This is a genomic window from Bradyrhizobium sp. USDA 4451 (genome assembly GCF_054822585.1).
Genome location: NZ_JBTRCH010000001.1, coordinates 5,019,148 through 5,039,982, shown reverse-complemented (window position 1 = coordinate 5,039,982; position 20,835 = coordinate 5,019,148). Strand labels below are relative to the sequence as shown.

Below are 20,835 nucleotides of genomic sequence, written 5' to 3'. Positions count from 1 at the left end.
CGACAACGCATCCCGACGATTCTCGATTGCCATTCCGGTCCGACCGGCCCTCATCGGCTCAGGCTCGCGCGCCAAAGTCTCACGCCCGCTTTTCCAAGGGCCGTCGTCAGATCTTCGGCAGAGAATGGCTTCGCCAGCAATTGGACGCCTTGCATAGCGGAGAAGCGTTGCCGCACATCCTCGTCCACATGGCCGGTCGCGAGCACGACCGGCAGGTCGGTATACAGGCTGCGAAGCTCCGCAACGAGTTCATCCCCCGGCCTGTCCGGCAGGCCAAGATCAACGACCGCGCCGATCAGCCCCTCGATGCCCGAGCGCGCCTTGGCGGCGGCCTCCTTGAAACTCGCAGCGCCATCTACTGCGAGCCCGGATTCCGCAAGCATATCCGTGACGAGAAGCTGCAAGAGAAACTCGTCCTCGACCAACAGGATGCGGCCGGGCTGCGGAGGCCCGCCGTCGAGCAGGCCACGGATTCGCGTTGCGAGCTCGGCGAATGAAAACGGCTTGCTGAGCAACTCGATGTCCGGATCGAGCCGTCCTTCACGAATGAGGACATCACCGGCATAGGCCGTCGTGATCAGCACCCTCAAGCCGGGATACTGCGCCCGCGCCTGATCCGCTAATGCCTTGCCATTGATTTGGCCGGGCAGGCCAAGGTCGGTGAACAACAGCTCGATTTGCGCATCACTTCTCAGCAAACTCAACGCAGCACTCGCGTCTGCCGCCTCGAGCACCCTGTACCCGAGTTCACGAAGGCTGCCCGCGGTGGTAGCGCGGACATCCTCGTCGTCTTCGACCGCAAGGATCGTCTCCCCACCGCGGGCCCGCGGGATGGCCCTGAATTCCGAGCTGGCCTCGGCGCGAGAGACTGCCTGATCTGAAAGCATCGCGGCCTTGGGAAGATAGATGTCGATCCTGGTCCCGACGTGGAGCTCGCTTTCAAGCCTGAGATGCCCGCCGCTCTGTTTGACGAAGCCATAAACCTGACTGAGGCCGAGGCCGGTGCCCCTTCCATCGGTCTTTGTGGTAAAAAAAGGTTCGAACACGCGGTTCTGGATCTCAGGCGTCATCCCCATGCCAGTGTCGGCGACCGAGATCTTGACGTAAGGTCCGGCCTCGCCGTCGCCATCCTCCGACTCATCACGCGCGAGATCGATATTCTCCGCCATGATCGCGAGTTCGCCGCCGTCCGGCATTGCGTCACGCGCATTGACGGCGAGGTTGAGAATCGCCGACTCCAGTTCGGTTGGATCGACCTCGACCGCCCATAGCTGAGGCGGTATGTCCGTCCGTATCGAAATGCCCTCGCCCAGGGTACGTTGCAGCAAGTGCGACATGCCGGCGATCAATTCGGAAAGATCCACGCGACGGTATTCGAGAGGCTTGCGCCTTGCGAAAGCGAGCAATTTACTGGTCAGGACGACCGCTTGCCGGGCGCCGCGCGTGGCGTTGTCGAGCATGGTTACGAGTGCGCCCTCTTCGCTGCCAATGCGGCGCCTCGCGCCTTCCAGATTGCCCAGAACCACGGCTAGCAAATTGTTGAAGTCGTGCGCGATGCCGGCGGTGAGCCGCCCGACCGCCTCCATCTTGGCGGCATGACGCATGCGGTCTTCCAACGCCCGGCGCTCCGACACGTCGCGCACGCTCGCGAGGCGCGCCGGCCGGCCCTCCCAGCTGGTTTCTACGGTGCGGATTTCGGCATCCACCAGCCCGCCCCCGGGCTGATGGATTGCAATCTCGCTCATCTCGCCCGCCACGATCGGCAAGCCGATCGGCGATCCGATCAGCGCCAATGACGGCTGCCCGAACAGGCGTTCCGCCGCCGGATTGGCGAACAGCACAAACCCGGCTTCATCGACGACGATGATACCGTCGGCGTTCTTCTCGATGAGGAATTGGATGTCCGACTGCGCGACCTTTGAGCCAATCCGAGTATCCGTCATGCGTATTCCAACTACCGTTCGCGGTGGATATCACGCTTTGAATACGTTCGGCGCCTCCTTGAACGGTCCGCCCAGATGCATGCCCGAACCGTCGATGGAAAAGCGTCTGATCTCCTTGGCGTGCTCGCTGCCGCGCATCTTCAGCACCATCAAGCCCCGGTGCATGACTTCCTGCTCCTGGATGTACCGCAGCAGAATGATCGAGTCGGTCATCGTCGAAATGTGCTGTTCGCTGGCGCTCTCACCACCGATCAGCGACTTGCTTGTCGCGGTGCAGAGACCCGCGATCTCCCGCTTCTTGATGAAAGACGTCAAGCTGATCAGGAACTCGCGAAAGCCGGTTTCAGGGGCAATGCGCTCCAGCGCGGACAAGCTGTCGACCGCGATCCGGTTCGGCTTGAACTCATCGACCATCCCCTGGATCGTGAGCAGGTGATCGGGCAAGCCCTGGGCCTCAGGGTACAGACTGACGACCTTCAGCTTACCGTCGGCTTCCATGCCTGCGAAATCGGCGCCCCAGCCGCTGGCGTTGCGGAACAGCTGCCCGCGACTTTCCTCGTAACCGAACATGAGGACTCTTTCTCCGGCCTTGACCCCGCCGGAGAGAAAGTTGGTGACCAGCAGCGTCTTGCCTGTGCCCGTCGCTCCGCTGACCAGCGTCACGCTGTCGCGGAAGAAGCCGCCGCCGCACATCTCGTCGATATCGGCATTGCCGCTCGTCACCCGCACCGTGCTCGAATGCTGCTCCAGCCGTAGCGACGAGAGCGGGATCGCCACCACCCCGCGTCCGCCCAGTAGCGTGAACGGCGCTTCGCCTTCGACGTGATGGCTGCCGCGCATCTTCAGAACCTCGATCGTGCGGCGGCGCTTTTCCCGATAGAGCACGTTGCGCAGAATGACAACGTTATCGGCAACGAACTCCTCAAGGCGATGGCGGGTGATCTCGCCATATTCGCTGTTTCGCTCCGCCGTCATCAATACGGTCAGCCCCGCCTTCTTCAGCGCCGTACTGATGTGAAACAGCTCGCGGCGCAATATCTTGGGGTCGCCGATGAAGTGATCGAACAACTGAGTGAGTGAATCCAGGACTACCCGCTGGGCATTGACGCTCTTCGCCGCGTGCTGAATACGCGACAACAACCCCGCAAGATCGAACTCGCCGATCACAAGCTCATCGTTCGGCGGCGGGCTCGCATCGACGAAGGCGAGCCGGCCCTCCCTCTTCCATTTTGCCAGATCCCAGCCAAAACCGCTCATATTGGCCTGGATGTCGGCGGGCGGCTCCTCGAACGTCACCAATACGCCGTTCTCGTCGAACTGGGTAATGCCGTGAGCGAGAAACTGGGTGGCAAATACGGTCTTGCCGCTGCCTGGCGTACCGCCGACCACGGTGGAGCGGGCTCTCGGCAACCCTCCCATCACCAACTCGTCGAAGGCTTCGACCCCGGTCTTGACGCGCTCCAACACGCCGGTGATCCCTGCTTCCTCAGCGCTCATGCCTCGTCCTTCCGGTCGATCCCGAGAAATTCCAGAACCCGCACCGTGTCGCCAAGATCGCCGACGATGCGTCGCGTGCGAGTCGCATCTTCGTAGGACAGGGTCGGTGTCGCAATGATGCGCGCACCTTCGGCAAGCTCCGGCCGATCCAATACGTCGATGATCTCGACGTCCCATCCATGCGCGCCGATGGACGTCCGCAAGCGGTCGAGATTCTGCTGGGCGCGGCGCGAACTGGCCGAATTTCCTGCGATATACAATCGAAGCAAGCGCGCGGCCACGGAGACATTGCCTTCTCGACTGACCGTTGGCCCAATGGCTGCAGCGCTGCCGGCGCCACAGCATCCGAGTTACGGAGGCTCCCAGTGAACCTGATGATTTCGTTGAAGGAACAACAAACAGGGGTTGGGCGCAAGAGAGCTAGAACTACCAGACCATTAGTAGGTTCGACGCATCTCGTGTGCTGAATGCGAAGTTCGTGCGATCTCGCGGCAGCCACTTCCACGAACTTCGCATTCACAAAGCAGACTCGAATCATAAATTTGCTAGCGTCCTTATCGAATCTGAAGTCCGCTCCGAATGTGCGGCAAAGGATGCGAACTTCAGATTCGGGACACTAGAGCGACTCCCGATCGGAAGGTGGATGGCGGCGGCGGCGGCCGCGCAAGCTTGCCGGGGCGATGCCCCGCTCGCGCACCCAGAGAATGGCGGCACTGCGCCGGTTGACGCCGATCTTGCGGTAAAGCGATGAGATGTGGTTGCGCACAGTGTTGTGCGACACGTTGAGTTCAACGCTCATCTCGAGGTCGCTCTTGCCCTGGCAGATCAATCCGAGGACTTCCTTCTCGCGCTCGGTGAGGGGATCAAGGTCCTCGGCCGCGGTGCCGGAGGGCGCGAAGGACAACGTCTTGATCCGATCGATGATGCTGCGAGCGAAGGAGGAGGTGTCCGCCAGCACCGACTCGATCGCAGTCATCACCTCCCGCTCCGTGGCCCGCCGTTCCGTGGATTCACGTTCCTGGATGACGCACACCTGCGTCGGCACGCCGCGGATTCTCACGGTTTCGGCGGACGCGAAACAATCGACGAAACCGGCATCGCGTGCGCCATCGTCGCGAAGCGGCAATTTCAGTTGCTTCACCTCACCGTCGAGTCCCTCCCGAGCGGTCCTGTCCATTCCCACGACTTGGCCGTTTACATCAACGAAAATAATCCCCCCGCGGGCAGCCGAAACGGTCCCCCTCAGCCGCCCGTTTTCGCGCGCGTCATCCGTCACCACATGGTCCATCGCTGGCTCCCTGCGTTGCTTGATCTGTCCGTTCTGCTTGGGTTGCCGTGTCAACGTCCGGCGGGAGCTCTAGTTCCTTTTGACCAAGCCGTTAGTAAATATCGGCTATGGCCGGGAACCCGGCCTTCGGGCCAGTGTCGGCGGGTATCTGATGCGATCCGCTCCGGCCGGCCGACGAGTCCGGAATCCTACAATCCGACCAGCTTCAAACTCAACTCCCGCAACCGCCTGCGCGCCTCGGCGTCATAGGCCTGGGCATGGGCGCGGGCCTCACGCTTGCCGTCGAAGAACAATCCGCTTTTGTCCGCTACGTCGTCGTCCTCGACCAGACGCAGGATGGCGTCGCCGCCCTGCTCGACGGTCGAGATGGGCGTCGCGCCTGAGGCGCGCACCATCGTGGTGTTCATGTAGGTGGCCGGGTGCAACGAGTTGACCGTCACCCCACTGCCTTCCAGCTCCTCGGCAAGATCGATCGTGAACATGATCTGCGACAGCTTGCTCTGCGCATAGGCGCGTGCGCCGCTGTAGTTTTTCGTGATCATCACGTCGGCGAAATCGACCGGATGCTGGCCGAGCGAGGCGACATTGACGATGCGCGCCGGGGTGCTCTCCTTGAGCCGCGGCAGCAACAGATGCGCGAGCAGGAAGCCGGCGAGATAGTTGACCGCGAAACGCAGTTCGTGGCCGTCCTTGCTGGTCTGCCGCGCCGGCCCCTCGTTCTGCGAACCGATGCCGGCGTTGCTGACGAACACGTCGAGGCGCTGCTGGTCGTCGAGCACCAGCTGGGCGAACTCGCGGACTTCGGCGAGCGAGGACAGGTCGGCCTGGTAGAACATCGGCTCGCGGCCGCTGACCCGCTTGATCTCGTCGGCGAGGACCTGCGCCCGCTTGGTGTCGCGGCCGTGGATCAGCACCCGGGCGCCGCGAGATGCCAGCTTCATCGCCACATAGCGGCCGACGCCGTCGGTGGAACCGGTGATCAGCACCGTCTTGCCCGTCATGTTCATCGAAATTGCCTTTCGATCGTCCGCCCAGCGCTGCCAGCAAAGATAAATCCCCGTTGTGGACTTTGCCATGGCATGCCGCAGCACCATCAGCCCCGAAACGGCGCCGAAATGACCCGTCAACGCCCCTCCTTGATGGCCACGAGGTGCACAATCTGTCGCGCGGCCTGCGGTCGCGCGGCGCCGCGCCGCGCGTCAAGGGACATGCATTCTGATAATCTCGGGGTGAACGACAAGACTCCGATTGAAGGATTTGCATCGGCAGGGATTTGGAATGTCCTCGACCATTCCAGGCAGGCACTCGCGGAAGGCTCCCTCGCTGGAACCATTCGGCATGCTCCTGCTCTTCGCAGCGCTGACTGCGCTGCCGATTGTCCTGACGGTGCGTCTGGTTGAGCTCGCGCTCGTGCTGCCCGCGCTCAGCCTGGCGTTGTTCGCAGAGGCAGCCATTGCCGCGCTCGCGGCGCGCGTGATCCACGCGCGCACGAGCGTGGCGAAACTCACGCTGTGGGATTTTGCCGGCGCCTTCACCTTCATGGGATGCGCCGCGGCGATCCTCGGCGAGCCGGACCAGGCGGCGCTGTTCTTCGAGGAAGAAGCAGCAATCCGTCCGGGCTAGCATGATCCGGAAAAGTGTGAAGCGGTTTTCCGAACGGATCATGCTCAAAAAAAGCGCAAGCGCGATGACGAATGATCGCATCGCGCTTGGCGACCGTAATCCCAGGCCGGGCCCCTCTGGCAGCCACAAGCTGCGATGTCGGACTGGAACTCAGTTGGAGTGGCCCTGCCTCGACCGGCGACGTGACAACGTCATGACGGATCTGCCGTCGGCATGACGGCAGATCCGGCTTCGTCGAAGCGGCCCACTCCCCGACCTTAAAGGGGATGATCCATGTCCGAACTGTTCTCACTCGACGCCCTCAGCGCACTGCTGCAAGTCGTCGTCATCGACCTCGTGCTCGCCGGCGACAATGCCGTCGTGATCGGCCTCGCCGCGGCCGGCCTGCCGGCGCAGCAACGCGGCAAGGCGATCCTGATCGGCATCGGCGCCGCGACCTTGCTGCGCATCCTGTTCGCCCTCGTCACCACGCAATTGATGCAAATCGTCGGCCTGCTGCTCGCCGGCGGCATCCTGCTGCTCTGGGTGTGCTGGAAGATGTGGCGCGAGCTGCGTGCCAGCGCGCACGAGACCACGGCCGTGGATGGCACCGGCGGCGCGGAGGTGCCGCGCAAGACGCTGTGGCAGGCCACCACCCAGATCATCGTTGCCGACGTCTCGATGTCGCTCGACAATGTGCTGGCGGTCGCGGGCGCGGCGCGCGAGCAGCCGATCGTGCTGGTATTCGGCCTCGCGCTCTCGATCGCGATGATGGGCGCCGCTGCCACCTTCATCGCACGGCTGCTGCAGAACCACCGCTGGATCGCCTATGTCGGCCTCGCCGTGATCCTCTATGTCGCGATCGACATGACCGTTCGCGGCGCGAACGAGATCGCCAAGGTCGCGCCGGCGTGATCGGCGTGGGCGGTGGCGGACGTTCACCTCTCCCTTGGGAGAGGTGATCGGGAGCGCGCGGTGGAGACTCGGCGCCTCAGTGGATTTCCGACGAGCGCTTCAGCGCGTCCTTCAGCTTCTCGAGCGAAAAGTCCTTGCTGCGCGCGATGTCGAGGATCGGGGTTTCGCGGCGGCCGCAGAGTTCGGCGGCCTCCGGCAGCTTGGCCGCGATCTCGTAGGGGATCACGATCGCACCGTGGCTGTCGGCGTGGATCAGGTCGTCGGAGCGCACCGTCATGCCGGCGACACGGACCTCGCCGCCGAAGCTTTCGGCGTGCACCCAGGCGTGCGACGGGCCGATCGAGCCGGCCAGCGCCTGGAAGCCCGGCGCCCATTGCGGGATGTCGCGGATCGAGCCGTCGGTGATGACGCCGAGGCAGCCGAGCGCCTTGTGCACGGCGCTCTGCACCTCGCCCCAGAACGCGCCATAGCCGACGTCGGGACCGTCGATGTCCTGGATCACGGAGATGCGCGGACCGAAGCCGGTGCCGACATATTCGTAATAGTCGATGCGGCGCTTCGACTGCTCCTCGGCCGACAGGCCGGATTTCAGCACCGAGCGGATCGCGACCGTGCGCGCATAGCCGACGATCGGCGGCAGCGTCGGGAACGGGCAGACCAGCGGCTTCACGGTGTAGCCGATCAGACGGCGCTCCGGCGCGACAATCTCCATCGCGTTGCAGATCGTCGGCGTGTCATAGCGTCCCAACGCCTCGAGGACGGAAGCAGGCAGCGGGGCGGAAGCGGATGTCGTCACGGCGTTTCTCTCCTGATTTTTGGCGTTCGCTGAGCCATCTCAGCCTATAACCGAGATCGCAAGCGAACCCAACCGGGCCACGCTCATGGCTGATATTTGGGCGTCACAGCTCCATGACCGTCATCCTGAGGAGGCGCGCAGCGCCGTCTCGAAGGATCGACGGCCCAGCTGCGAGATCGTGGCCGTGCATCCTTCGAGACGCCGCTTCGCGGCTCCTCAGGATGACGGGTCAGGAAGTCAATGCAGATGCGTCGGACGATCGTCGTGGTCCGTATCCGCGACCGGCGCCGTATAGGAAGCAGCAGTGGCCGGCGACGCCGCGCTCGCCCCTTGCGTCTGCGCCGCAAGCTGGCGCTCCTGGTCGCGATAGGACTTCCAGCCCCAGGGCAGGCTGATCAAATAGGCCACCGAGCCCGCCGACAGGATGTGCCAGGGATAGCCGATCAGCAGCGCGACGAAGAACACCACCGACACGAACACCGGCAGCACCATCTCGGGCGGCACCCGCATCTTCACCGTCTTGCCGGAGAACACCGGCAGCCGCGACACCATCAGGAAGGCGATCAACAGCGTGTAGAACGCCGTCAAGGTCGCCGGCGGCATCGGCACGCCGAGGAAGGCGAGATAGATCGGTAACAGCACGGTGATCGCGCCGGCCGGCGCCGGCACGCCGGTGAAATAATTGGCGGCGAAGGCCGGCTTGTTCGGATCGTCGATCGAGGCGTTGAAGCGCGCCAGCCGCAGGCCGCCGGAGATCGCGAACACCATCGCGGCGATCCAGCCGCCATTGTTCAATTCATGCAGCTGCCAGAAATACAGGATCAGGCCCGGCGCGACGCCGAAATTGACGAAGTCGGCGAGGCTGTCGAGCTCGGCGCCGAATTTCGACTGGCCCTTGATCATGCGGGCGACGCGGCCGTCGATGCCGTCGAGGATCGCGGCGAACACGATGGCCGCGACCGCAAGCTCCATCCGCCCTTCCGTCGACAGCCGGATCGCGGTCAGGCCGGCGCAGATCGCCAGCAGCGTGATCATGTTCGGCACCAGCATCCGCACCGGGATCGGACGGAACCGGCGGCGGCGCAACTCGATGGAATTGGGGTCTGATGGCATCATGGGCCACAATATAGCAAGCGCCGCCCCGCTCCGCCATCGGAGCCGGAACCGGCGGATCGACCGGCTGAAACAGCGTTAATCGGCGCGGTAGGTGCGGCCCGGATCGGCGCTTCGGAAATCGGCAAGAATCGTCTCCCCGGCAACCGCGGTCTGGCCTTCGGACACCAGCGCCTTGGTGCCCTCGGGCAGATAGACGTCGAGCCGCGAGCCGAAGCGGATCAGGCCGAAGCGCTCGCCGGCGCCGATCGACTGGCCTTCCTTGACGAAGCAGACGATGCGGCGCGCCACCAGGCCCGCGATCTGGACCACGCCGATCCGCCCGTTCGAGCTCGAGATCACCAGCGAATTGCGCTCATTGTCCTCGCTCGCCTTGTCGAGCTCGGCATTGATGAAGGCGCCGGGGCGATAGGCGATGCGGTCGATGCGGCCGGCCACCGGGCTGCGGTTCACATGGCAGTTGAACACGCTCATGAACACCGAGACCCGCGGCAGCGGCTTGTCGCCGAGGCCGAGCTCGGCCGGCGGCAGCGCCTGCACCACCATGGAGACGCGGCCATCGGCCGGCGACACCACGATGCCGTCGCGCAGCGGCGTCACCCGGACGGGATCGCGGAAGAACAGCGCGCACCAGACCGTGAGCAGCGTCCCGATCCAGCCCAGCGGGGTCCAGATCCAGAACAGGATCAGGCTCGCCAGCGCGAAACCGCCGATGAAGGGATAGCCCTCCGGGTGGATCGGCGGGATCTGCGCACGGATGGAATTGGCGATCGACATCAGAACTCGCTGTGGTACCCCGCCCCTGCGGCGGGAGTGGCCTCAAGGCGCGATCGTCGCGCTTTGGTTGGTCGTTTCAGGCATGATCTTTTCGGAAAACCGCTTCGCACGTTTCCGGATCATGCCCTAATCGACTATTCCGCGGCGGTCGGCAAGGGCTTCTCACCCGCGTCAGGGGTGGAATCCTCAGAGGATTCGGCCACCGCCGGCGGCAGGCGATTCGGCGCCGTGCCGTCGTCGCCGACCTGGGCGAGCCGTTCGCGGGCCTCCTCGGCCTCGCGCTGCCGGTTCCACATGCTGGCATAGAGCCCGTCGGCGGCCAGGAGCCGCGCGTGGGTGCCGCGCTCGGCGATCCGGCCCTGGTCCAGCACGATGATCTCGTCGGCGCCGACGATGGTCGACAGCCGGTGCGCGATCACGAGCGAGGTGCGGTTGCGCGACACCCGTTCCAGCGCGCCCTGGATCTCGTGCTCGGTGTGGCTGTCGAGCGCCGACGTCGCCTCGTCCAGCACCAGGATCGGCGGCGCCTTCAAGACCGTGCGTGCGATCGCGACGCGCTGCTTCTCGCCGCCGGAGAGCTTTAAGCCGCGCTCGCCGACCTGGGTCTCGTAGCCCTGCGGCGACATCCGGATGAAGCCGTCGATCTGCGCCAGCCGCGCCGCCTCCTCCACCTCGTCGTCGCCGGCATCCCAGCGGCCGTAGCGGATGTTGTAGCGGATGGTGTCGTTGAACAGCACGGTGTCCTGCGGCACCATGCCGATCGCCTGTCGCAACGAGGCCTGGGTCACGGTCTTGATGTCCTGGCCGTCGATCAGGATGCGGCCGCTGGAGACGTCGTAGAGGCGGAACAACAGCCGCGAGATCGTCGACTTGCCGGCGCCTGACGGGCCGACGATCGCGACCGTCTTGCCGGCCGGCACCTCGAAGCTCAGGCCTTTCAGGATCGGCCGGTCGGATTCATAGGAGAAGCGGACATCCTCGAAGCGCACGCTGCCTGTCGACACCACCAGCGGCCTGGCGCCCGGAATGTCCCTCACCTCGGGATCGCGCGCCAGCACGTCGAACATCTTCTCGATGTCGATGATCGCCTGCTTGATCTCGCGATAGACCATGCCCATGAAGTTCAGCGGCTGGTAGAGCTGGATCATCATCGAGTTGATCAGCACGAAATCGCCGACGGTGTGGGTGCCGTTGCGGATGCCGAATGCGCACATCAGCATAGTCGCGGTCAGCCCCGCGGTGAAGATGATCGCCTGCCCGGTGTTGAGCACCGCAAGCGAAGTGTAGGTCTTCACGCTGGCCTGCTCGTAGCGCTCCATCGAGCGGTCGTAACGCCTGGCCTCGCGCTCCTCGGCGCCGAAATACTTCACGGTCTCGTAGTTGAGCAGCGAGTCGATCGCCTTGGTGTTCGCCTCGGTGTCGGAATCGTTCATCCTGCGGCGGATCTCGATCCGCCACTCGGTCGCGACGTAGGTGTAGTACATGAACACGACGACCGTGATCAGCACCGCGAGCACGTAGCGCCAGTCGAACTGCCACAGCAGCACGCCCGCCAGCAGCGTCACCTCGACGATGGTCGGGATCAATTGCAGGATCACCATCCGCACGATGGTCTCGATCCCGGAACGGCCGCGCTCCAGCACCCGGGTCAGGCCGCCGGTCTTGCGCTCGAGATGGAAGCGCAGCGACAGCTCGTGCATGTGGACGAAGGTGATGTAGGCGAGCCGCCGCACCGCATGCATCGCGACGCGGGCAAAGATGCCGTCGCGCCATTGCGTCAGCACCGCCATGATGATGCGCACCGCGCCGTAGCTGATCGTCATCAGCACCGGCGAGGCGATCAGCCAGACCATCCAGTTCGACGACGCGACCGGCGCCGAGCCCGTGCCGTTCAGCGCATCGATCGCCCATTTGAAGGTGAACGGCACCGACAGCGTCGCGAGCTTGGCGAACAGCAGCAGCACCACCGACCAGATCACGCGCATCTTCAGATCGGCGCGATCGCCCGGCCAGATATAGGGCCAGAGATGAACGAGGGTGCCGAGCAGCGTGCCCTTCTCGGCGGCCGGCGTCGTGGCCGTGGGCTGCGCGGCGCCGGTCACGGTCTGTTGCGGCGGCACCATCAGGAGCCCGCTCGCGCCGTCATGGCGCGCCGGTGCGCTGCCACATCTTTTCCACGATTTGCCATTGTGCCCGTCATATAGATCGTTTGAACGCGGCGTACAGGCTTATGACGAAAATTGTTCGCGATTCGCGGGAATTTGCGGGATTTTTTGGCCCTCAATCCCCATATGCTGATCTTGACCCTCTTTACGCTGCAGTGCCACAAGGATCGTATGAACCAAATCAAGACTGTCTGTGTTTATTGCGGCTCCGGCCCCGGTAACAATCCCCGCTTCGTTGAAGCTGCCGTCGCGCTTGGCAAGGCCTTTGCCGACAACAACGTGCGCCTGGTCTATGGCGGCGGCTCGATCGGCCTGATGGGCGCGGTCGCCAAATCCACCCTCGATCACGGCGGCTCGGTCACCGGCATCATTCCCGAATTCCTGCGCGCGCGCGAGAATGCGCTGACCTCGGTTCAGGAGATGATCGTCACCCCCGACATGCATGAGCGCAAGCGGCTGATGTTCGAGCGCTCGGATGCATTCGTCGCGCTGCCCGGCGGCATCGGCACGCTCGAGGAGCTGGTCGAGCAATTGACCTGGCAGCAGCTCGGCCGTCACTCCAAGCCGATCCTGCTCGCCAACATCGACAACTTCTGGGAGCCCCTGCTCTCGCTGTTGAACCACATGCGCACGACCGAGTTCATCCGGCCGACGCTGCCGATCAACGTGCTGATGGCCGACCGCGTCGACGAGATCCTGCCGCGGCTGCGTTCGGCCGTCGCCGGCAAGCCGGCGGCCGCAAAGGAACTCGCCCCCGAGGTGGCGCGGCGGCTGTAGAGGAGCGCGGGCGCCAAACTATCCCCGTCATCCTGAGGTGCGAGCGGAGCGAGCCTCGAAGGATGAACGGCCCCGCTGGTGGCCGATTCATCCTTCGAGACGCGCTACGCGCTCCTCAGGATGACGGATGAGATGCGTGTAGGCTAGCCAAACTCACTCGCTCGGAAAGGTCACGGCCTCGACGCGGTTGCCGTCGGGGTCGAGGACGAAGGCTGCATAGTAGCGCACGCGATCGTGCGGGCGCAGGCCCGGGGGACCGTCGGATGCGCCGCCCGAAGCCAGCGCGGCGGCGTGGAAGGCGTCGACCTCGGCGGTGGTCTTGGCGCGCAGGCAGATGTGGGTGCCGCTCTCATGCGGCACGGGCGCCATCGCAGCGCGCAGATTGATCCAGAATTCGGGATAGGCCTTGCCGAAGCCGATCGTCGCCGGCCGCGTGACCAGGCGGCTCAGGCCAAGCGCGGCCAGCGTCGGCTCATAGAAATGTGCGGCGCGTTCGAGATCGCGGACGCCGACGGAGACGTGGTCGATCATGCCTGTCCTCCCTCGTCATTGCGAGGAGCGAAGCGACGAAGCAATCCATGGATTCGAGCATGCGGACGGATGGATTGCTTCGCTTCGCTCGCAATGACGTCCCTTTCGTTCTGTCACGCCAATCTCACGCCGGCGCGCCCGACTTCATCAGCTTGTAGACCAGTGAATCCATCAGCGCCTGAAATGACGCGTCGATGATGTTCGGCGAGACGCCGACCGTGGTCCAGTTCTCGCCGGTCTCGTCCTCGCTCTCGATCAGCACGCGCGTCACCGCCTCGGAGCCGCCATTGAGGATACGGACGCGGTAATCGATCAGCTTCAACCCGTCGATGTATTTCTGGTACTTGCCGAGGTCCTTGCGCAGCGCGACGTCGAGCGCATTGACCGGGCCGTTGCCTTCGGCGGCCGAGATCAGATGCTCACCGTCGACATCCACCTTCACCACCGCGAGCGCCACGGTGACGCGCTGGCCGTTGGCGTTGTAGCGCTGCTCGACATTGACGTCGAACTGCTCGACCTTGAAATATTCCGGCACCTTGCCGAGCGTGCGGCGTGCCAAGAGGTCGAACGAGGCGTTGGCGGATTCGTAGGCGAAGCCCGCGGCCTCGCGCTCCTTCAGTTCCTCGACCAGCCGCGTCAGCCGCGGGTCGCTCTTGTCATAGGCGATGCCGGCGCGGTCGAGCTCGGCCATCACATTGGAGCGGCCGGCCTGGTCGGAGACCAGCACCTTGCGGTGGTTGCCGACCAGTTCCGGTAGCACGTGCTCATAGGTCTGCGGATCCTTCATCACGGCCGAGGCATGAATCCCGGTCTTGGTGACGAAGGCGCTCTCGCCGACATAGGCCGCATGGCGGTTCGGCGCGCGGTTCAGCATGTCGTCGAGCGTGCGCGACACCTTCATCAGCGTCGCCATCTTCTCGGTAGTGACGCCGATCTCGAATCTGTCGGCGAACTCCTGCTTCAGCTTCAGGGTCGGGATCAGCGAGCAGAGATTGGCGTTGCCGCAGCGCTCGCCGAGGCCGTTGAGCGTGCCCTGGATCTGCCGCGCGCCGGCGCGCACCGCGGCCAGCGAATTGGCCACCGCCTGCTCGGTGTCGTTATGGGCGTGGATGCCGAGATGGGTGCCGGGCACATGCTTGACGACATCGCCGACGATGGTCCCGATCTCATGCGGCATGGTGCCGCCATTGGTGTCGCACAGCACCACCCAGCGCGCGCCCGCCTCATAGGCCGCCGTTGCGCAGGCGAGCGCGTAGTCGCGGTTCTCCTTGTAGCCGTCGAAGAAATGCTCGCAGTCGACCATCACCTCGCGGCCGAGCGCCTTGGCGGCGGCGACGCTGTCGCGGATCGAGGCAAGATTCTCCTCGTTGCTGGTCTCGAGCGCGACCCGGACCTGGTAGGCCGAGGATTTGGCGACGAAGCAGATCGCGTCGGCCTTGGCCTCGAGGATGCCGGCAAGCCCGGGGTCGTTCGAGGCCGAGCGGCCCGGCCGCCGCGTCATGCCGAACGCAGTGAAGCGCGCGTGGTCGAACGCGGGCTTGCTGCCGAAGAACTCGGTGTCGGTCGGATTGGCGCCGGGATAGCCGCCCTCGACATAGTCGATGCCGAGCGCATCCAGCATGCCCGCGATCACCCGCTTGTCCTGCAAGGTGAAGTCGACGCCATTGGTCTGCGCGCCGTCGCGCAGCGTGGTGTCGAACAGATAGAGGCGCTCGCGGCTCATGCGTGGCCTCCGGGCGTGGCAACGCCATCGAGCGTCTTCTGCATCGTGGTGTTGGCGAGCCATTCGTCGCCGATGGTGATCGAATTGCGCTGCTGCGCGGCGTAGCCGCGCTTGCGGAAGAATTCGAGCGCGGTGTCGCTGGCATCGACCTTCAGGGTCTTGGTGCCGCGGGCGCTCGCGATCTTCTCCAGCGCATCGCACAGCGCAGCTCCGACGCCCTGCCCGACCGCGCGCGGATGCACATAGAGCATGTCGATGTGATCGGCGCCCTTCAGCGAGGCGAAGCCGACCGGCGCGCCCTGCAAGGTCGCAATCAGCGTCAGCTGGCCGGCGAGCTTCTTGCCGAACGCCTGCTCGTCGTCGGCCGCCGCCGCCCAGGCCTCCTGCTGCGCCTCGCTGTAATCGTCACCGGTCAGATCCATGATCGAGGCCGCGAAGATCGCCGCCAGAACGGCTGCGTCGTCGGGCAGATACGGGCGCAATGCGGGTGCGGAACGGCTCATCGCGCGACCTCCCAGGTGGTGCCTTCCTTGGAGTCCTTGATCACCACGCCCATCGCGGCGAGCTGATCGCGGATCCGATCGGACTCCTTGAAGTCCTTGCGCGCCCGCGCCGCGCTGCGCTCGGCAAGCAGCGCCTCGACGGCCGCGGCATCGACGCCGCTCGCCTGCTGCTTGCGCGCCTCCCACGCGGCCGCGCTTTCCGACAGGAAACCGAGCAGCCGCAGCGAACCGGCAAATTCCCTGCGGCTCTGTTCGCTGCTCGACGACGCGCTGCGCAGGCCATGCAGCACGGCCATCGCCTGCGCGGTGTTGAGGTCGTCGTAGAGCGCCTCGACCACGGCCTGCGACGGCGCGCCGGGCTCGGCATCGGCCGCGACCGCATACCAGTCGTCGAGTGTCTTCGCGCTCTCTTCGGCGGCTTTCAAGGTCCAGTCGAGCGGTGAGCGGTAGTGCGTCTTGAGCATCGCAAGCCGCAGCACCTCGCCGGGCCAATCCGCCAGGAGATCGCGGATCGTGAAGAAGTTGCCGAGCGACTTCGACATCTTCTCGCTCTCGATCTGCAGGAAGCCGTTGTGCATCCAGACATTGGCCATGCGGTCGGAGTGGAACGCGCAGCAGGTTTGCGCCAGCTCGTTCTCATGATGCGGGAACACCAGATCGATGCCGCCGCCATGGATGTCGAATTTTTCGCCGAGATGCTTCCAGGCCATCGCCGAGCACTCGATGTGCCAGCCGGGCCGGCCCTCGACCGCAATGCCTGCCGGCGACGGCCAGGACGGCTCGCCCGGCTTCGACGGCTTCCACAGCACGAAGTCGGTGTTGTCGCGCTTGTAGGGCGCAACGTCGACGCGGGCGCCGGCGATCATCTCGTCGAGCGAGCGCTTCGACAGCGCGCCGTAGCGCGGCAGCACCGAATTGGCCGCGTTCATCGCCTGCGGCGAGAACAGCACGTGATCCTCGGCGACATAGGCAAAGCCGCCGGCGACCAGTCTCTCGATGATCGCCCGCATCTCCGGGATGTGCTCGGTCGCGCGCGGCTGCACCGTCGGGGCCAAGCAGCCCAGCGCGGTGACGTCGTCCTGATACTGCCGGTAGGTCAGCTCGGTGACCTTGCGGATCGCCTCGTTCAGCGGCACGCCGGGATAGTCCCGCGCAGCGCGCTCGTTGATCTTGTCGTCCACGTCAGTGATGTTGCGGACATAGGTCACGTGATCGGCGCCATAGCGGTGGCGCAGTACGCGGAACAGCACGTCGAAGACAACAGCGGCGCGGCCATTGCCGATATGGGCGAAGTCGTAGACCGTCGGTCCGCAGGCATACATGCGGACATTGTCGGCATCGAGCGGCACGAACGGCCGCTTCTCCCGGGTCAACGTGTCGTAGAGGCGCAAATCCATGGGTACCCATCCCTTGCGGCCGGGCGTCCAGTGATTCTCAGGCGATTGAGAAAAGACGGCCTCAGCCAGCGAATCGCTAGCTCATAATCTCGCGGCAAATGCTGCAGATGGCGAGGTGGCCGTTCATGGTTCCACCGTGTCTCATGGCCCCTCCATTGCGTCAAGGGGCTGTTTTGGAGCCCATTACGGCCGCCCGCCCAGCAAAATCACGCCAATGCCCTCATGGTTAATCATTATTAAGGATTTGGGCGTACCGGAAGACCAGCGGATTCCCCGCCATTTCACTGGTGCACCATGCGGCCGATTTCAGCATTGATTGCCTGCACGCTCTTCGCTGTCCCGTCCTTCCTTGCCCCCTCGGCCGCGCTGGCCGACAGCCGCGTCTTCATCGTCGCCAACCAGGCCGACGGCTACGGCATCGACCAGTGCCTGGCCCGGGGCGACCGCTGCGGCGCCTCTGCCGCCCGCGCCTATTGCCGCTCACGCGATTTTGCGCAGGCCACCAATTACCGCCGCGTCGATCCCGACGAGATCACCGGCGCGGTTCCGCACGCCGCAAACGAGACATGCAGCGGCAATGCTTGCGGTGAATACGTCGCCATCACCTGCCAGCGCTAAGCCAAGCCGCTGGATAAACGGGGTTACTGCCACACCGGCGCCCCGGAAACGACGTGACGCTGCCCCGAGAAACCGCTATTGCAGCGGCCTTGCCTGCGCGCTTTGGCGTTGATCGCCGGGCGGCGTCGTTTTAATGGCCGGATATGCCCAATCGCTCGCGTTCTCGCTTCTCCCGCTGGTTTCTGATTTGCGCCGTGCTGGCCGGCATCGCCCTGCCCGCCGCGGGCGCGCTGGCGCAGGTGCCCCCGGGCCCGCCCGGCCCGGCGCCGCAAGGCGCGCCGCAGGCCAACCCGATGTGCAGCCGGCTCGAGGGCCAGCTGGCGGCGATCGATCGCGGCGGCGGCAGCGGCGATCCGGCACGGGACGAGCAGATCCGCCGCTATCAGGACGCGGCGACCCGCCAGCAGGGTGAGCTCGATCGGGTGACGGCGCAGGCGCGGCGCATGGGCTGCGACAGCTCCGGATTCCTGTCCCTGTTCAACAACAATTCGGCGCAGTGCGGTCCGGTCAACAACCAGATCCAGCAGATGCGCGCCAATCTCGACCAGATGACCGCCAATCTGGAGCGGTTGCGCTCCGGCGGGCTCGGCGGCGCCGACCGCGAGAACCAGCGCCGCTCGGTGCTGACCGCGCTGGCGCAGAACAATTGCGGCCCGCAATACGCCGCGGCCGCATCGCGTGGCCCGGGCAACTTCCTCGAGAACCTGTTCGGCGGCGGTGGCGGCGGCAATCCGAACAGCCAGCTGCCTCCGCCCGACCCTCAATATGGCGCGCAGTCCGGCACCTTCCGCACCGTCTGCGTCCGCACCTGCGACGGCGCCTATTTCCCGATCTCGTTTGCGACCAGCCAGGCGCGCTTTGCCGCCGACGAGCAGATCTGCAAGGCGCAGTGCCCGGCCACGGAGGCCAGCCTGTTCGCCTATCGGAATCCCGGCGAAGACATCAACCAGGCGGTCTCGATCAACGGCCAGTCCTACTCGTCGCTGCCGAACGCCTTCAAGTACCGCACCGAGTTCAATCCGTCGTGCTCCTGCCGGGCGGCCGGCCAGAGCTGGGCCGAGGCGCTGAAGGCGGTCGACGATCAGGCGTCCGCCGCGCAGCAGGGCGACATCATCGTCACCGAGGAGAGCGCGCGGAAGATGCAGCAGCGCGCGCAGACCAAGGCGGCCGCCGGCAAGAAGGGCGCGCCCGCAGCCGCCGCTCAGCAACCGCCGGCTGCCGCTGACGCTACGGCGCCGGCCCCGGCCGCGCCCGCGAGCGACGGCCAGATCCGCACCGTCGGCCCGACCTTCATCCAGCAGAAGAAGCAGTAAAGGTTACCCCTCAAACGCCTCCGCCGACGCGCGCGAGCTCCGCGTCACCAGCTTGTCGTCGGGCTCCGGCAGTGCCTTGCCGAAATCGCGGAAGCGGTTGGTGATGGGATAGCGGCGGTCGCGGCCGAAATTCTTGCGCGTCACCTTCACGCCCGGTGCCGCCTGCCGCCGCTTGTATTCGGCGATGTTGAGCAGGCGATCGATGCGGGTCACGACATCAGGCTCAAAGCCGGCTGCGATGATGGTCGCAAGCGGCTCCTCGCGCTCGACGAGACGCTCGAGGATCGCATCCAGCACGTCGTAGGGCGGCAGCGAATCCTGGTCGGTCTGGTTCTCGCGCAATTCCGCGGTCGGCGGCCGGATGATGATGTTGACCGGGATCACCTCGCCCGACGGCCCGAGCGCGCCGTCCGGCTTCCAGGCATTGCGCAGGCTCGACAGGCGGAACACCTCGGTCTTGTAGATGTCCTTGATCGGGTTGAACCCGCCGTTCATGTCGCCGTACAGCGTGGCGTAGCCGACCGACATTTCCGACTTGTTGCCTGTGGTCACCACCATGGCGCCGGTCTTGTTGGAGATCGCCATCAGCAGCGTGCCGCGGGCGCGCGCCTGCAAATTCTCCTCGGTGATGTCGCGCTCCAGCCCCTTGAACACCGGTGCCAGGATCGTCTCGAAGCCGTTCACGGCATCGGCAATCGGCAGGATCTCGTACCGGATGCCGAGCGCGGCGGCGAGCTTGGCGGCATCGTCGAGCGAGACCTGCGCGGTGTAGCGGAACGGCAGCATCACGCCGCGCACCTTGTCGGCGCCGAGCGCATCGACCGCGATCGCCGCGCACAGCGCCGAGTCGATGCCGCCGGAGACGCCGAGCAGCACGCCGGGAAAACCGTTCTTGCGGACATAGTCGCGCAGGCCGAGCACGCAGGCCGCATAATCGGCCTTGTCGCCCTCGAGCTGCGGCGTGGTCGGGCCGGAGCAGCGCCAGCCATCCGCGGTCTTGCGCCAGGTCAGCGTCGTGATGTTCTCCTCGAACGCCGGCAACTGCGCCGCCACTGACAGATCGGCATTCAGGGCGAACGAGGCGCCGTCGAAGATCAGTTCGTCCTGGCCGCCGACCTCGTTGAGATAGACCAGCGGCAGGCCACTTTCGGTAACGCGCGCGACGACGATCGAGAGCCTGAGATCGGCCTTGTCGCGGGCATAGGGCGAGCCGTTCGGCACCACCAAGATCTCGGCGCCGGTCTCGGCGAGGCACTCGACGACGTTCTCGTAGTCCTCGGATTCCTCGAGCCAGATGTCCTCGCAGATCGGCACGCCGATGCGCACGCCGCGCACGGTCACCGGGCCCGGTGCCGGGCCGCGGGCGAACAGCCGCTTCTCGTCGAACACGCCGTAATTCGGCAGATTGGCCTTGAAGCGCAGCGCCGCGATGCGCCCGCCGTCGAGCAGTGCGCAGGCATTGTAGAGCTTGCCGTCCTCGACCCAGGGCGTGCCGATCAGAACAGCCGGGCCGCCATCCCCGGTCTCGCGCGCCAGTTCCTCGACCGCCGCACGGCAGGCCGACTGGAACGCCGGCTTGAGCACCAGATCCTCCGGCGGATAGCCGGCGACGAACAGCTCCGACAGCACCACGAGGTCGGCGCCGTCGGCCTTGGCTTTCTCGCGCGCAGCACGCGCTTTCGCGGCGTTGCCGGTGACGTCACCGACCGTCGGATTGAGTTGCGCCAGGGTGATCTTGATCTGTTGCTCGCTCATCCGCTTAAGTTGTCCTGCACAAGAGCAAACTTCAATGGCCCTTCGGTCATGGTGCGATTGCAGAAATCGCACCATGACCGTCGTTCTTTTGTTTTGAGCATGATCTGATCGGAAAACCGGTT

Annotated in this window: 19 protein-coding genes; 5 read left to right on the top strand and 14 right to left on the bottom strand. The window is 65.1% G+C overall.

Going from position 1 to position 20,835, the window contains the following annotated elements; translation table 11 throughout:
• Window positions 1–50: 50 nt before the first annotated feature.
• The 5 genes from ACVMB0_RS23040 to ACVMB0_RS23020 all read right to left on the bottom strand — a co-directional run bounded on the left by ACVMB0_RS23040 (window position 51) and on the right by ACVMB0_RS23020 (window position 5,735).
• Window positions 51–1,943, bottom strand: coding sequence for a response regulator (locus tag ACVMB0_RS23040; protein WP_456755414.1), 1,893 nt, complete (start codon window positions 1,941–1,943; stop codon window positions 51–53).
• 30 nt (window positions 1,944–1,973) lie between these two features.
• Window positions 1,974–3,440 carry a circadian clock protein KaiC gene (gene kaiC / locus ACVMB0_RS23035; protein ID WP_456755415.1) on the bottom strand — a complete coding sequence of 489 codons (1,467 nt, stop codon included), beginning with the start codon at window positions 3,438–3,440 and terminating at the stop codon, window positions 1,974–1,976.
• Window positions 3,437–3,721 carry a circadian clock KaiB family protein gene (locus tag ACVMB0_RS23030; protein WP_456755416.1) on the bottom strand — a complete coding sequence of 95 codons (285 nt, stop codon included), beginning with the start codon at window positions 3,719–3,721 and terminating at the stop codon, window positions 3,437–3,439. The genes kaiC and ACVMB0_RS23030 overlap by 4 nt, the downstream gene beginning before the upstream one ends.
• Before the next feature lie 335 nt (window positions 3,722–4,056).
• Window positions 4,057–4,728 carry a helix-turn-helix transcriptional regulator gene (locus ACVMB0_RS23025; RefSeq protein ID WP_456755417.1) on the bottom strand — a complete coding sequence of 224 codons (672 nt, stop codon included), beginning with the start codon at window positions 4,726–4,728 and terminating at the stop codon, window positions 4,057–4,059.
• 188 nt (window positions 4,729–4,916) lie between these two features.
• A complete protein-coding gene (locus tag ACVMB0_RS23020) occupies window positions 4,917–5,735 on the bottom strand; it encodes an SDR family NAD(P)-dependent oxidoreductase (protein ID WP_461347780.1) in 819 nt (272 codons plus the stop codon).
• Window positions 5,736–6,066: 331 nt separating this feature from the next.
• Here ACVMB0_RS23020 and ACVMB0_RS23015 point away from each other — a divergent pair, with 331 nt between their 5' ends.
• Both ACVMB0_RS23015 and ACVMB0_RS23010 read left to right on the top strand, forming a co-directional pair.
• The gene (locus ACVMB0_RS23015) at window positions 6,067–6,351 is read left to right on the top strand and encodes a hypothetical protein (RefSeq protein WP_456755419.1); all 285 of its coding nucleotides are present in this window, start codon (window positions 6,067–6,069) and stop codon (window positions 6,349–6,351) included.
• Window positions 6,352–6,624: 273 nt separating this feature from the next.
• Window positions 6,625–7,245, top strand: coding sequence for a TerC family protein (locus ACVMB0_RS23010; protein WP_456755420.1), 621 nt, complete (start codon window positions 6,625–6,627; stop codon window positions 7,243–7,245).
• A gap of 76 nt (window positions 7,246–7,321) precedes the next feature.
• Here ACVMB0_RS23010 and ACVMB0_RS23005 read toward each other — a convergent pair whose 3' ends face one another.
• From ACVMB0_RS23005 to ACVMB0_RS22990, 4 genes are all read right to left on the bottom strand, one after another.
• Window positions 7,322–8,041, bottom strand: coding sequence for an RraA family protein (locus ACVMB0_RS23005; protein ID WP_212022559.1), 720 nt, complete (start codon window positions 8,039–8,041; stop codon window positions 7,322–7,324).
• A gap of 237 nt (window positions 8,042–8,278) precedes the next feature.
• Window positions 8,279–9,154 carry a CDP-diacylglycerol--serine O-phosphatidyltransferase gene (pssA, locus tag ACVMB0_RS23000; protein WP_456755421.1) on the bottom strand — a complete coding sequence of 292 codons (876 nt, stop codon included), beginning with the start codon at window positions 9,152–9,154 and terminating at the stop codon, window positions 8,279–8,281.
• A 78-nt stretch (window positions 9,155–9,232) separates the two neighbouring features.
• Window positions 9,233–9,931 (bottom strand): phosphatidylserine decarboxylase, encoded by a 699-nt coding sequence (locus tag ACVMB0_RS22995; RefSeq protein WP_461347779.1) that lies wholly within the window; start codon window positions 9,929–9,931, stop codon window positions 9,233–9,235.
• 134 nt (window positions 9,932–10,065) lie between these two features.
• Complete coding sequence (locus tag ACVMB0_RS22990) at window positions 10,066–12,054, bottom strand: ABCB family ABC transporter ATP-binding protein/permease (RefSeq protein ID WP_461347778.1); 1,989 nt, start codon at window positions 12,052–12,054, stop codon at window positions 10,066–10,068.
• Window positions 12,055–12,267: 213 nt separating this feature from the next.
• Here ACVMB0_RS22990 and ACVMB0_RS22985 point away from each other — a divergent pair, with 213 nt between their 5' ends.
• Window positions 12,268–12,873, top strand: coding sequence for an LOG family protein (locus ACVMB0_RS22985; protein ID WP_456755423.1), 606 nt, complete (start codon window positions 12,268–12,270; stop codon window positions 12,871–12,873).
• A 153-nt stretch (window positions 12,874–13,026) separates the two neighbouring features.
• Here ACVMB0_RS22985 and ACVMB0_RS22980 read toward each other — a convergent pair whose 3' ends face one another.
• The 4 genes from ACVMB0_RS22980 to cysS all read right to left on the bottom strand — a co-directional run bounded on the left by ACVMB0_RS22980 (window position 13,027) and on the right by cysS (window position 17,027).
• On the bottom strand, window positions 13,027–13,404 hold the full coding sequence (locus ACVMB0_RS22980; protein ID WP_461347777.1) for a VOC family protein: 378 nt from the start codon (window positions 13,402–13,404) through the stop codon (window positions 13,027–13,029).
• A 124-nt stretch (window positions 13,405–13,528) separates the two neighbouring features.
• On the bottom strand, window positions 13,529–15,127 hold the full coding sequence (gene cimA / locus ACVMB0_RS22975; protein WP_456755425.1) for a citramalate synthase: 1,599 nt from the start codon (window positions 15,125–15,127) through the stop codon (window positions 13,529–13,531).
• Window positions 15,124–15,630: a GNAT family N-acetyltransferase gene (locus tag ACVMB0_RS22970; protein ID WP_461347776.1), complete on the bottom strand. Its 507-nt coding sequence runs from the start codon at window positions 15,628–15,630 to the stop codon at window positions 15,124–15,126. The genes cimA and ACVMB0_RS22970 overlap by 4 nt, the downstream gene beginning before the upstream one ends.
• On the bottom strand, window positions 15,627–17,027 hold the full coding sequence (cysS, locus tag ACVMB0_RS22965; protein WP_461347775.1) for a cysteine--tRNA ligase: 1,401 nt from the start codon (window positions 17,025–17,027) through the stop codon (window positions 15,627–15,629). Before cysS ends, ACVMB0_RS22970 begins: the two co-directional genes overlap by 4 nt.
• A gap of 294 nt (window positions 17,028–17,321) precedes the next feature.
• Between cysS and ACVMB0_RS22960 the strand changes: the two genes are divergently transcribed.
• Window positions 17,322–17,645 (top strand): hypothetical protein, encoded by a 324-nt coding sequence (locus ACVMB0_RS22960; protein WP_461347774.1) that lies wholly within the window; start codon window positions 17,322–17,324, stop codon window positions 17,643–17,645.
• Between the two features lie 143 nt (window positions 17,646–17,788).
• A complete protein-coding gene (locus ACVMB0_RS22955; RefSeq protein WP_461347773.1) occupies window positions 17,789–18,958 on the top strand; it encodes a DUF2865 domain-containing protein in 1,170 nt (389 codons plus the stop codon).
• A gap of 3 nt (window positions 18,959–18,961) precedes the next feature.
• Here the strand turns inward: ACVMB0_RS22955 and ACVMB0_RS22950 are convergent, their stop codons facing one another.
• Window positions 18,962–20,713 carry an NAD+ synthase gene (locus ACVMB0_RS22950; RefSeq protein ID WP_461347772.1) on the bottom strand — a complete coding sequence of 584 codons (1,752 nt, stop codon included), beginning with the start codon at window positions 20,711–20,713 and terminating at the stop codon, window positions 18,962–18,964.
• Window positions 20,714–20,835 lie beyond the last annotated feature (122 nt).